Genomic DNA, 12688 nt, shown 5'->3' with positions numbered 1-12688 from the left:
GCTCCGGCGGACGCTATCTTCAAGACGAACGCCATATAAAGAGATCCGCCCATGTTCCTGAAATTCTTCAATGAGCTGCGCGAAGCCAAAGTGCCCGTCACCCTGAAGGAATACCTCGCCCTCATGGAGGCGATGGACAAGCAGGTAATTGATATGGACGTGGAGGATTTCTATTATCTCTCCCGCGCCGCCCTAGTGAAGGATGAGCGCAATATCGACAAATTCGACAAGGTGTTTGGCCACACTTTCAAGGGTCTGGACAGCTTGGCGGATGCCGTCGATGTACAGGACCTGCCGGAAGAGTGGCTGCGCAAGATGACCGAGAAATTCCTGACCAAGGAAGAGATGGACGAGATCGAAGCGCTGGGCGGCTTTGAAAAACTGATGGAAACGCTTCAAGAGCGCCTGAAAGAACAAAAAGAGCGTCACGAGGGCGGCAATAAATGGATCGGCACGGGCGGCACCTCCCCCTTCGGTGCCAATGGCTACAACCCAGAAGGCGTGCGGATTGGCCAGGAGAAATCCCGCCACCGCCGCGCCGTGAAGGTGTGGGACAAGCGCGAATTCAAGAATTACGATGACAGCGTTGAGTTGGGTACACGGAACATCAAGGTGGCCATGAAGCGCTTGCGCAAATGGGCCCGTACCGGCGCCCATGATGAACTGGATCTGGACCAGACCATCCGCAATACCGCCCGCAAGGGCTATCTCGACATCGAGATGCGCCCGGAAAAACGCAATACGGTCTCCGTTCTCCTGCTGCTGGATGTCGGCGGATCAATGGACCCCTATGTGCGCATCATGGAAGAACTGTTCTCCGCCGCACGGTCAGAGATCAAGAACCTCGAATACTACTACTTCCACAACTGCCCCTATGAAGGCCTGTGGAAAGACAATCGTCGCCGCATGAACAATCGCATCCCGACCTGGGACGTGCTGAACAAGTTCCCGTCTGACTACAAGGTCATCATCGTCGGCGATGCCACGATGAGCCCGTATGAGATCACCTATGCAGGCGGATCGGTCGAGCATTGGAATGAAGAGGCCGGTGGCATCTGGATCCAGCGTTTCGTGGAACGCTATCCGAATCTTGTCTGGCTGAACCCCGTCAAGGAAGGCGCCTGGGAATATACCGGTTCCATCAAGCTGATCCGTGAGCTGATTGGTGGGCATCGCATGTTTGAGCTAACTCTGGAAGGCCTGGATGAGGCCATGAAGGAACTGAGCCGCTAGCGCTCTGCGCTCCCTTGTCCTAAAGTCTGCACAAAGGGCAAAGGGAGACAGGCATGCCACGCATCAAGGCCAATGGCCTGGATATTGAGTACGAAGAGGTCGGCTCAGCTGATGATCCGATGATCCTGCTCATATCAGGCTATATGGGTCAGATGACAGAATGGCCTGACAGTTGCAAACAAGCCCTTGCTGATGCCGGTCGCCGAGTTGTCACCTTCGACAATCGAGACATTGGCCTGACCACTGCCACGGACGATCCAGGCGTGGAAGAGATTGTCCCTCCGCCCATGGAGGCACTGATGCAGGGCGCGGCCGCGATAGCAGACGTTCAGCGCGCGAATCGCCCTTCAGGTCTAGCCCGGCAGTTTGCCGCCCTGCTGGCGCAGCCGCGTTGGCATGACCGGCTTGGCACAGTGACACACCCCACCCTTGTCCTGCACGGCTCGGTGGATCGGCTGATCCATCCGGAAGCTGGGCGCGACGTTGCCCGGCGCGTTCCAGGTGTGGAATTTGAAATCATCGAGAAATGGGGACATGACCTGTCAGAAAAAGTCGTCACTGCCCTGCTGAACCGGATCATTCCCTTCCTCAACCGTACCGCACAATCAGGCCCTGCCCATGCTGACTGAGATTGATGACAATATCTGGCTTGCGGACGGGCCAAATGTGAATTTCTATGGCTGCCCGTATCCGACCCGCATGGTAATCGTCCGCCTGCCGGATGGAGACCTCTGGGTCTGGTCACCCATTCGGTTGACGGATGATTTGCAAGAGGCCGTCAATGCCTTGGGGCACGTGGTGCATCTTGTCAGCCCGAACAAGATTCATCACCTCTTCCTGCAGGACTGGAACGCCGTCTGGCCGGATGCAAAGCTCTGGGGGCCGGCCTCAACCATCAAAAAGCGCAGCGACCTGAACTTTGAGCCTGCCCTGGAACACACTCCGCCTGCAGACTGGCAGGGCGTGATTGATCAGTTCTGGTTCAGAGGCTCTGTCGCCATGGATGAAATTGCGTTCCTCCACACGCCCTCCGGCACCGCAATCTTTGCTGACCTGTCAGAGAATTTTTCGCAATCCTTCCTGGAGGCCAATTGGAAAAACTGGCAGCGCATGATCGCCAATCTATGGGGCATTGTGCAGGGCAAGGGCTACGCACCCTTGGAATGGCGGCTCAGCTGGATTGACCGCACATCTGCGCGCAAGACCATTTTGCGCCTGATCGGCCGAAAGCCTGAACATGTCATCATGGCACATGGCGAATGGATCGACACAAGCGCGGATGTCTTTCTGCGCCGCGCCTTCAGCTGGCTTCTGAAGGAATAAGCACAAGGACACTGTCATGGATCTGATCACAACCCATCAGGATCAGGACATTCTTATCGTTACCCTCAACCGTCCACAAGCGCGCAACGCCGTCGACTCGGACACAGCTGCAGCCCTCTATGAGGCCTTCACCGCATTCGACGCCAATGAAGACCTCAGCGTCGCGATCTTGACAGGTGCGCGCGGCAATTTTTGCGCAGGCGCAGACCTGAAAGCCGTTGCACAAGGCAAGGGAAACCGGGTTGAGGCCGAAGGTGATTTCGGCCCGATGGGGCCTAGCCGGTTGATGCTGTCAAAGCCCGTCATTGCAGCAATCGATGGATATGCCGTTGCAGGCGGACTGGAACTGGCCGTGTGGTGTGATCTGCGCGTGGTCTCGCCCTCGGCAAAGTTCGGTGTTTTCTGCCGACGCTTTGGTGTGCCCCTGATCGATGGGGGCACGATACGCCTGCCCCGCCTTATCGGCGCATCGCGGGCGATGGACATGATCTTGACCGGGCGAGAGGTGGACGCGACAGAGGCCATGGCCATCGGCCTTGCCAATTATGACACGGATGAAGAGACGGCGCTGCCTAAAGCCCTGGAAATTGCGCGCCAGATCACCCGCTTCCCACAGTTCTGCATGCGGACAGACAGGCTGTCAGCCTTGCAGCAATGGAACCTGGACCTGCCTACCGCCCTGAAGGCAGAAATTGAAGGCGGCCTAAAAGTGCTGCGGGTCGGCAGCGCCGTGGAAGGCGCCAGCCGCTTTGCCTCAGGCCAGGGCCGCGCGGGCAGCTTCAAGCAGGACTAGGCGTTACCAGCCGCCTCCACCGCCGCCGCCTCCGCCGCCGCCGGAGAAACCACCGCCCCCTCCCCCGGAGGAACTGGAGCTTTGTGGCAGAGATCCGCTGACACCGGAATTCATGGTGGACACCATGCTGTCGGTCATGCTGCTGAGATTGCCCAGCGAATGCGCGCCGAAATGTCCCCAGGCTGGGGAATAGTCTGCGGCCTCACTAGGCAAGGCCTTTTCGAAATACTTCGTCCACGGCTTTTCCACGCCCAGCGCGATCGCATAGGGCAGGAATTTCTCATAGCGATCCTTGCTCATCGGCGGCGGCGCATCACTGCCGACTTCAGCCGCATTCATCTGCAGCTTCTCCGCCGTTTCCAGATACAGCCGGAACCCTTCAATGTCGGTTCGGATTTTCTGGCCTTTTCTGGTCGGCGCCGGCATCAGATACATGAAGACACCATTCATGACGGCAAAGGCCAACACGACCAGAGTGTGCCACCACGTCCAGTTCACCGTGACCAGCGCGGATACGACGATCACCAGAACAGTCATGATCAGGGCAACAATCGTATAGCCTATGTTCCACTTGAAATACGGGTCCCCATACTTTCGGGAAACATACTTCCGGAAGGCTGTGTAGGCCTTGGTAAAATCGGCATCATAGATCGTGCCGAGCATCAGACGGGACCGGTCAGAAAACAATCCATGTTCCAGGACTTTCTCATCCTCGCTCAGCTTCGTAACATCCGCCTCCACTGTCCGTTTCAGCAAGGTGTTTTTTTTGTCCGATGCATCAATGGTGACAATGCCACCGGTCGCCATGTGCAACAACGCGGAGATCAGAGAGCCATGGCCCCTGAAGCCTCTGTAATAAATGTGGTGAACCGCGGCGGGCGAGTATCCTGCGGGCGGCTCATACTGCGCGAAGACCGGCCCCTTGGGCGGATCCTCCCCCACCTTGCGAAAGCTCGCCAGCAGAAAGCCGAGTACGCCCAGAAACGACAGGGCCAGTATGCCCAACGCGCCATAGCGGAACCAGAACAATGTGCTTTTGTCTGACAGCGACAGCGGCTCGATCACCCCCTTCTCGATGCTCATCGAGACCGTCAGCCCCTCCTTCAAACCCAAAGGGCGTGTGGTTTCGAACAAATAGGCTCCGCCACTCTGACGGAAGGCATAGTCATTACCATCTACGCCATACCCGCCCGTATAGGCCGTCTTGTCCAGCAGCACGGCATCTTCAGGCAAGGTTACGCGCACAGAGGCCTTTTCAATCGGGAACAACCAGTAATTACCGGTGACATTCCAATAGAGTTCGTCATGATCCTCGAAATAGCGGATCTGGTTCTTCACCTCATATTCGATTTCGTAGACATGTTCGCCATTCTCAAGATACTTGTCGGCATCGCCGATACGTATCTGATAGGCATTGCCCTCCTTGAGGATCTCATAGGGCTCACTGGCTCCATTGCGCGTTACGCGTTTAACCTTGTACTGATAAGGCAGCTTGTCGCCTTCATGCAGGTCGTCGGCATAATAGCGTGGCAGGTCCCTGAAGATACCGCGCCGAATTTCATACCCCTCGGAGGTAACATCCAGCCGCTCGGACACCTCGATATCGCCATCTTTCTGAACGGTGATGGCGACGTCAAAACTGTTGATCTTCTCTTCTGCAGCAGCGACCAGCGCAAAACAGGCGAAGACAAGGCCCAGCAGGATTGTCCGTATACTCACGCGAGGTCTCCCATATCAATTTGTGGCACAGCCCGGTCCGCCATACCCACCTCGAAATAATCCCTCTGACGGAAGCCGAATGGCCCTGCAACCAGCATGGCAGGAAAGCTCTGCACCGATGTGTTCAGCTCCCGCACCGCGCCATTATAGAAACGACGGGCCATCTCGATCTTGTCTTCGGTGTCGGAAAGCTCTCTTTGCAATTCCAGGAAATTGTCGCTTGCCTTGAGCTCAGGATAGTCTTCGGCCACAGCCACGAGGCGGGAGACGGGCTGCGACAGCGCCGTCTCGGCTGCGCTACGATAAGACACATCATCGCCGGCGGCCATCGCCTCTGCGCGGCGGGTAGCTATTTCTGCAAACAGCTTCTGCTCATGCGAGGCATAGCCTTCGACTGTGCTGACGAGTTGCGGGATGAGATTGGCCCGCCGCTTCAATTGCACATCAATGTCAGACCAGCCATTGTCCGCCATCTGAGATTTCTTCACAAGATTGTTGTATATAAGCACGCCGCCAATCACGAAGATGGCCAGCAGGCCCAGCACGGCATAGATAAGCATGATGCAAACTCCTGGGGCTTGGGCCTCCATCCATATCCAGCATTGCCGCCGGTGTTAAGGCCAGTGTTATCACGTGTCTGCAGGTGAGCGCCCCTGCCAGGCTTGCCGCGTCATTTCCCAAACTAGCGATTCCCGTGTGGCCCCATCCGGTCTTGTGCTGATCACACAGCCCATCCGCGCAAATCCCAGCCCGTCCAGCAGACGTTGTGTCGGCGTATTCTCCATGCTCGCCGTCATGCAGAGCAGGTCCAGATCCAAAGCCTCGAACATCCAGCCAAAGCTCTGCGTTGCACCGCGCGTGCCCTGCCCTTTCGAGTGCTGGGAAGGGTGTAGCGCACCACCCAGTTCACCCGCGGCCCAGTGTGGCCATATCTGGAAGTCACTATAGCCCATGATCCGGCCATTTTGCTCCCGCACGAGAAGCAAGCCCTCTCCTCGGTCATGCTCTTCCAGATGTCTACCGATAAAGCCTTGCACGGCCTCCAGGGTCAAAGGACGCGGCAAAGAATAGATCGGCGCATGGACGGCAGGATCTGACAGCAGCGCCAGCAGGCCGGCCGCATCATCCAGCCTCGCCAGCCTGGACGCATCTTCGCCCTGCCCCAGACGCTTCATCTTGCGAACGCGCTGCCGGATGCCTTCCGCCCGCTGCGGGGGCACCACATTTCGTGTAATGGGAATGTCGTCCGCCATGCTGGAATTTGGCCACATTTGCAGACTGTCTGCAATTACTTCTCCAACAGCGACAAACACATTGACCGCGCTGGCGGCTGCGGCCAGATGGTCAATTCATGACTGAAGCGCCTGCTCTTCGAAAACACGGGAAGAATGCCTTCCTTTTTGTGATCATCACGGTCGCGATCGACATGCTCGCTTTCGGCCTGATTGTCCCGGTGATCCCTACACTGGTTCAGGAACTTGCCAGCATTCCGCCCGAAGAGGCCACGCTCTATATTGGCGGTCTTGGCGCGACCTATGCCTTCATGAACTTCCTGTTCGGGCCAACCTTGGGCGCTGTGTCTGACAGGTTTGGACGCCGCCCCGTCCTCCTCGCCTCGATTGCAACCTTGGCGGTCGACTTTTTGATTATGGCGCTGGCACACAACATTCTGTTGCTGTTCATCGGGCGCGCCCTATCCGGCATTTCCGGCGCGACTTACTCAACGGCTAATGCCTATATTGCAGATGTTACAGAGCCGGAAAATCGCGGCAAGGCCTTCGGCATGATCGGCGCAGCTTTTGGTTTTGGCTTTGTTTTCGGACCCGTCTTCGGCGGTCTACTGGGCGATATTGATCCCCGCGCGCCCTTCTTCGCGGCGGCAGGCCTTGCCGTGCTGAATTTCTGCTATGGCATGTTCGTACTGCCGGAATCCCTGGCAGAGGAAGACCGCCGCAAATTCGAACCAGCGCGGGCGAACCCGTTTGGCGCTGTGAAGCATTTTTCCAAACTGCCTCACATCGCCTGGTTCCTGGTGGCGGCGGGCACCTTCTTCCTTGCGCACACCGTCTTCCCATCGACCTGGTCCGTGCATGGCGAGATCCGATACGACTGGACGCCAAAGGAGATCGGCCTGTCTCTTGGCCTGGTGGGTATCGGCGCTGCGGTTGTGCAGGCCGGCCTGATGGGCGTGATCCTGAAGCGGCTCGGCACAGTAAAGACAGCCATTTTCGGGATCGTTGTGAACGTGCTGGCCCTGCTGGGCTATGCCTTCGCCGATGCCGGATGGATCGTCTACATGATCATTCCATTCGGTGCCCTGGGGGGGGTAGCCGGCCCTGCCGTAAACTCCCTGATGTCCACGCTCACGCCACGCAATGCACAGGGCGAACTGCAAGGTGCATCTGCCAGCCTGAACTCCCTTGCGATGATCCTTGGCCCGCTAATCATGTCCACGACGCTGTATCACTTTACTCAGGCAGAGACGAAAGTGCATTTTCCAGGCGCTGCCTTCCTCCTTGCCGCAATCCTCACAGCTCTGGCGCTGGTTCCCTTCCTGCAAGGGGTACGCGCCAACAAGGATGCCATTCCCAGCGCTGCGGAATAAAGGGCGCGCCTCAGGGAGTGTTGCAACTTGTCCCCACTCCGGGCAAAGACCAGTATAATGACCTCCTCCCGGCCTGCCCTGTTTCTTGATCGAGACGGCGTAATCAACGTCGATAAAGGCTATGTCAGCCGTATCGAGGACTTTGAATGGGTGGAAGGAGCTGCTGAGACCATCTCCAGCTTCAATAAAATGGGTTGGTTCGTCTTTGTGGTGACGAATCAGTCTGGAATCGCCCGAAACTATTACAGCGAAGACGACATGAACGCGCTGCATCGCTGGATGCAGAGCGAATTAGCAGCAAAAAACGCGCATATCGACAAAATCTATTTTTGCCCCTTTCACGCGGACGGAGAAAACTTTCTTTATCGCCGCGACAGCTTTGACCGAAAACCCAATCCAGGCATGTTGCTTAAGGCAATGGCCGAATTTCCCGTCAAGAGAGAAAGCAGCTTTCTGATTGGTGACAAGACAACCGATATCGAGGCGGCACGTGCTGCAGGCATTGCAGGGTACATTTTCCGCGGCGGAGACCTTAAACGCTTCGCAGACTGGACTTTAGCAAGCTTTGAAGACGGCAATCGCGGCTGATTTTTTAACTTTACAACAAAATTAACGGGTTAATCGAACGTCAATGTAACCTCCGTTACCGAGCTTCCAGCTAAATTCTTTCGAAGAATGTTCCATCCAAAATGGATCCATTGGCGCCAGGCCTGTCTGTCAGCTGGCTCATGCGCTCAGCAGTACTCGGAGGAATATGAACATGAAACACTCCCTCGTTTCAACCGCAGCGATTAGCACCCTTTTGGTTTTGGGCGCTTGTGAATCCACAACAACACGACGCATCGCAAGTGTTGGCAGCACCGCCAACGGTTTGGTTGGCCCTGCTGGGCCTCAAGGTGAAGCAGGGCCAAAAGGTGATACCGGTCGCAGCGGTCCACAGGGTATTGCTGGGCTAAATGGCGTAGACGGACTGGACGGTATCAATGGCACCGATGGCCTGGATGGCACTAGCGGTGACGATGGCAACTTCAATCTTGGCGAAGCGGGCATGATCGCCACTGGCGGGCTGGTCGGCGATAATGGCATTGGCGGCACAGGCCTTCTGGCAAACCTTGGTGATCCGAATACCAGTGCTCCGGTACTGGATACGGTTTCCATGGCCGCAGGTGACCTGCTGTCTGGAACAGGCGAACAACTGGCTTCAGTCATGACGGATGCAAATTCGGACTCTGCCCTCAGCAATGTCGTGGTTGCCGCAGCAGATACAGTCACCAATGTAGGCGACACACTCACCGGTTATGCCAGCGGCGAGGAAATGCTTGTGGACGGCGTATTGGATGCGACCTCTCCTATTCTCGCAGCCAATGTCGGCGCATCTAATATCGTCGGCGGGGATAAGACACCCGCAATCAGTCTCAGCGTCCTGTCCGACACCCAGGCAGAGGGCACATTGCTTGAAGCCGGTGTCGCCAATGACGACATGCTGCTCAATGCGGACCTGGCGCCGAATACAGATGGCGGCCTGGAAGTACCTGGCGTCGCAACGGTTGACGTTATTGGTAGCGAAGGAGACGTGCTGAATGCAAACCTCCTGTCTGATAGCCAGAACACGGTTGAAGACGTGATAGCAGCCACGACGAATCCGGAGTTCACGGAAGCCCTGCTGACCGAGACCGCATCCGGACTGGAAGACACAACAGGTTCACTGATCGAAACAGTGTCTGCGTCTGATACGGGAGGCGGTCTGCTGGAAGACACCACAGACAGCCTGACCGGAACGGTCGAAGACCTGCTGGATACCGAAGAAACGGGCGGCTTTCTGGAAGGCCTTACGGGGTCTGATGAAGGCGGTGAAGCCAACGGCCTTGGCGGCCTCCTGTCCGGTATCGGTGGCGGCAGCTGATCTGCCGCACAAGGACACAGCACATGAAGCATCGCGCATGTACATTATCGGCTATCGCCCTGTTCGGAGCGATGCTTCTTCTCCAACCAGCCGCGGCACTGCAAGGTGCCGCGACTGAATTGAACCGCCCTCTCGACCCCGGCTATACGCCGCCGGAACCAGACGAGGCGGAGCCCAAACCCGAAGCCCCTCAACAACGCGGCCGCACCGATGTGGCCGCTCCGGTGGGCCAGGCCTCGACCATACAGGGTATCAATTTCATCGGGTCGGATGTGCCGGAAGACGTGGCCATGATTGCAGAAAGCTATCTGGGACGGCAGGCCGATGTCCAAACTCTCAAAGCTCTCGCCACCGCCATGTCCGCTGCGTATCAGGACTCCTCTGTTGCACTTTTCTCTCTCGCCATCCCCCGTCAGGATTTGTCTGATGGGGTCGTCGATGTCCACATCGCCGAAGGCTATGTAAAGAATGCCTATGTCCGCAAGGATGGCAAAGTCACTGAAAGCCAATTGCTCTCTGGATATATGGCGCCTGTTGTCGGACAGCAGCCAACCTCCCGCTCCAGCTATGAGCGCGCCCTGACCCTGTCGCGGCGTGTGCCGGGCTATGAGGTAAAGCCCCGGCTAGGCACAACCAAGGAGCAAGGCGCAACGAATGTCGTTCTGGATGTCAAACCCAAGAAGAACCGCTTCTATGGCGGATATGACAATCGTGAATCCCGCCTGATTGATCGCGGCCGCCTTACGGCAGGTGGGGTTGGGTACAATCTCATGCGCGAGGGGGATCAACTGTCCGGACGTCTGTCGATATCAACAGATGGCCAACAGGCACGCTCAGCCGAAGTCAGCTATCGCAGCCCGGTCGGCGCGCGCGGCACTATGCTGGACCTTTCCGCCGCCTATCAGGAGACACGTCCGGACTCCCTCCCGATCGAGGGGGAAGCCACCCAATTCTCTGCCGGCCTGTCTCACCCCCTGCTCCTGGACTTCAAGCGCGAAGTCTCTGCGAGCTTCCGGGTTGACCATCTGAAGAGTTCAAATGCTGCGTTCGGGTCTGTCCTGACCAATGATGAAGTAACCGCAGCCCGACTTGGGCTGACCGGCCGCAAGACAACCAAGAAGCGCGCCGTTCTAGGCAGCGTCACCCTGTCTCAAGGAATTGATGTCAACAGCGCTGAGACCTCTACCCCTGGCGCATCTGTGGACTTCACGAAGCTGAGCCTCAGCTCCCGTTTTATCCAGGCTGTTGGCAAGAACGTTCGCCTGAACCTGTCCGCCTCCGCGCAATGGACAGATGATACTCTCCCCGCAAACGAGCGCCTGCTGATCGGTGGGGCAAGTTTCGGGCGCGGCTTCCGGAACGGTCTTGTTGCCTTTGACACAGGCTACGCCGCAATTTTTGAACCAAGCTACCGTCCCTTGCGAAAAGGAAATTTCAAGCAAAGCGACATTTATGTCTTTGCCGATTATGGAGGTGGTTCCGTCAACAATCCTGCCTCTTCCTTGCAGGACATCACGCTCGGCTCTGCCGGGGTCGGTGTGCGCTTCAAGTGGAAAGACATGGCCATGCTGGGGCTGGAAATGGCCGAGCCTTTTGAGCTGCCGGTTTCAGGTCTGAATGATGATCCAATCTACAGCCTAACATGGTCCTTCAAATACCAGCCGGGACAGTCCTGATCCTTATAAATAAAGGGGTGTCGAGGCTTGGACTGTACAATCTGAGTTCCGTTTACGCAAAGGTAAGGCTGGCGTAACGGAAATCTCCCGACTAGTGTGCGCCGCAACAATGTACGCACATCTGGAGGAAAGCATATGCGTGAAGCTGTTATCGTATCCTACGCCCGGACAGGCATGGCCAAAGCTAGCCGCGGGTCGCTGAACAACACCCATGGCATCACAATGGCCGGCCATGCCATCAAGGGCGCCATCGACCGCGCTGGCATCGAAGCGGCTGAAGTTGAAGATGTCTTCCTTGGCTCCGCTCAGCCTGAAGGCGCGACCGGCCACAATGTGGCACGCAACGCAGCTCTCTGGGCCGGCTGCCCGTCCACCACGGCCGGCGCAACGATCAACCGTTTCTGCTCTTCCGGCCTGCAGGCCATCGCCAATGCAGCCCACACTGTCATTAATGAAGGCGCTCCGGTTGCCATCGGCGGCGGCGTTGAGTCCCTCTCCCTCGTCTCCCGCAGTGGCCACATGAACATGTACCGCTACACCGAAGACGAGCTGATGAAAAAGTGGCCGGCGATCTGGATGACCATGATCGAAACGGCCGAAATCGTTGCGGATCGTTATGGCGTGAGCCGCGAATATCAGGATGAGTATTCCGTTGAATCCCAGAAGCGCACCGCTGCCTTCCAGGAAAAAGGCTACATGGCCGAGGAAATCGTTCCGCTGAAGACCATGATGAAACTGGTCAACAAGGAAACCGGCGAAGAGACCCTTCAGGAAGTCATCTGCGACCGTGACGAATGCAACCGCCCGGGCACGACATATGAAAGCCTCGCTGGCCTGAAGCCGGTCTTCTCCGGCGGCATGGTCGTCAAGCAGGGCAAGTATGTTACCGCCGGTAACGCCTCCCAGCTGTCCGATGGCGCCGCAGCTGTGGTCGTCATGGAAGCCAAGGAAGCTGAAAAGCGCGGCCTGAAGCCACTTGGCCGCTTTGTTGGCTTCAACGTTGCCGGTTGCGACCCGGACGAAATGGGCATCGGCCCGGTCTTTGCTGTTCCGCGCCTGCTGGAACGTCACGGCCTGAAAGTCGACGACATTGATCTGTGGGAACTGAACGAAGCGTTTGCGTCCCAGTGTCTCTACAGCCGTGACCGTCTGGGCATCGACCCGGCGAAATACAACGTCAATGGCGGCTCCATCTCCATCGGCCACCCCTTCGGCATGACCGGCGCACGTTGCACCGGCTCCATCCTGATGGAAGGCCAGCGCCGCGGCGCGAAATATGGTGTTGTCACCATGTGCATTGGTGGCGGCATGGGCGCTGCAGGTCTGTTCGAGATCTTCAGCTAAGCCCCTCTGGCCTACACCAGAAAGTCAGGCCCTGGCGCAGTGCGCCGGGGCCTTTTTCTTGCCAGCCGATCTGTACCCAATATTACGGTTTC

At 57.3% G+C, this 12688-nt stretch carries 12 protein-coding genes; 9 read left to right on the top strand and 3 right to left on the bottom strand.

Translation table 11 applies throughout. The features are described from left to right. Positions 1 to 51: 51 nt before the first annotated feature. Genes HY2_RS02595 through HY2_RS02580 form a run of 4 tightly spaced genes read left to right on the top strand, consistent with a single transcriptional unit; the run spans position 52 to position 3349 of the window. The gene (locus HY2_RS02595; protein ID WP_034824433.1) at positions 52 to 1233 is read left to right on the top strand and encodes a vWA domain-containing protein; all 1182 of its coding nucleotides are present in this window, start codon (positions 52 to 54) and stop codon (positions 1231 to 1233) included. Positions 1234 to 1286: 53 nt separating this feature from the next. Further along, a complete protein-coding gene (locus HY2_RS02590) occupies positions 1287 to 1862 on the top strand; it encodes an alpha/beta fold hydrolase (protein ID WP_034824430.1) in 576 nt (191 codons plus the stop codon). Next, positions 1852 to 2556, top strand: coding sequence for a DUF4336 domain-containing protein (locus HY2_RS02585; RefSeq protein ID WP_034824428.1), 705 nt, complete (start codon positions 1852 to 1854; stop codon positions 2554 to 2556). Before HY2_RS02590 ends, HY2_RS02585 begins: the two co-directional genes overlap by 11 nt. A gap of 16 nt (positions 2557 to 2572) precedes the next feature. Next, positions 2573 to 3349, top strand: coding sequence for a crotonase/enoyl-CoA hydratase family protein (locus HY2_RS02580; RefSeq protein WP_034824426.1), 777 nt, complete (start codon positions 2573 to 2575; stop codon positions 3347 to 3349). A 3-nt stretch (positions 3350 to 3352) separates the two neighbouring features. Here HY2_RS02580 and HY2_RS02575 read toward each other — a convergent pair whose 3' ends face one another. The 3 genes from HY2_RS02575 to HY2_RS02565 form a co-directional block, all read right to left on the bottom strand. After that, the gene (locus HY2_RS02575) at positions 3353 to 5068 is read right to left on the bottom strand and encodes a DUF2207 domain-containing protein (protein ID WP_034824424.1); all 1716 of its coding nucleotides are present in this window, start codon (positions 5066 to 5068) and stop codon (positions 3353 to 3355) included. Then, a complete protein-coding gene (locus HY2_RS02570; RefSeq protein ID WP_034824526.1) occupies positions 5065 to 5622 on the bottom strand; it encodes a LemA family protein in 558 nt (185 codons plus the stop codon). Before HY2_RS02570 ends, HY2_RS02575 begins: the two co-directional genes overlap by 4 nt. A gap of 75 nt (positions 5623 to 5697) precedes the next feature. Beyond that, a complete protein-coding gene (locus HY2_RS02565; protein WP_158533980.1) occupies positions 5698 to 6321 on the bottom strand; it encodes a GNAT family N-acetyltransferase in 624 nt (207 codons plus the stop codon). 98 nt (positions 6322 to 6419) lie between these two features. Here HY2_RS02565 and HY2_RS02560 point away from each other — a divergent pair, with 98 nt between their 5' ends. The 5 genes from HY2_RS02560 to HY2_RS02540 all read left to right on the top strand — a co-directional run bounded on the left by HY2_RS02560 (position 6420) and on the right by HY2_RS02540 (position 12596). Next, positions 6420 to 7673 carry a TCR/Tet family MFS transporter gene (locus tag HY2_RS02560; RefSeq protein WP_034824420.1) on the top strand — a complete coding sequence of 418 codons (1254 nt, stop codon included), beginning with the start codon at positions 6420 to 6422 and terminating at the stop codon, positions 7671 to 7673. A 57-nt stretch (positions 7674 to 7730) separates the two neighbouring features. After that, a complete protein-coding gene (locus HY2_RS02555; protein WP_034824416.1) occupies positions 7731 to 8261 on the top strand; it encodes a D-glycero-alpha-D-manno-heptose-1,7-bisphosphate 7-phosphatase in 531 nt (176 codons plus the stop codon). Positions 8262 to 8433: 172 nt separating this feature from the next. Then, positions 8434 to 9576, top strand: a complete 1143-nt coding sequence (locus HY2_RS02550; RefSeq protein ID WP_051594640.1) for a collagen-like protein — start codon at positions 8434 to 8436, stop codon at positions 9574 to 9576. 23 nt (positions 9577 to 9599) lie between these two features. Next, positions 9600 to 11252, top strand: a complete 1653-nt coding sequence (locus HY2_RS02545; RefSeq protein WP_034824412.1) for a ShlB/FhaC/HecB family hemolysin secretion/activation protein — start codon at positions 9600 to 9602, stop codon at positions 11250 to 11252. A gap of 135 nt (positions 11253 to 11387) precedes the next feature. Next, positions 11388 to 12596 (top strand): acetyl-CoA C-acyltransferase, encoded by a 1209-nt coding sequence (locus HY2_RS02540; protein WP_034824410.1) that lies wholly within the window; start codon positions 11388 to 11390, stop codon positions 12594 to 12596. Positions 12597 to 12688: the final 92 nt, after the last annotated feature.

The sequence above is a fragment of the Hyphomonas pacifica genome (genome assembly GCF_000682675.1).
Classification (GTDB): domain Bacteria; phylum Pseudomonadota; class Alphaproteobacteria; order Caulobacterales; family Hyphomonadaceae; genus Hyphomonas; species Hyphomonas pacifica.
Note: the sequence above shows the minus strand (reverse complement) of the source record. Positions and strands in the feature narration are given on the sequence as shown.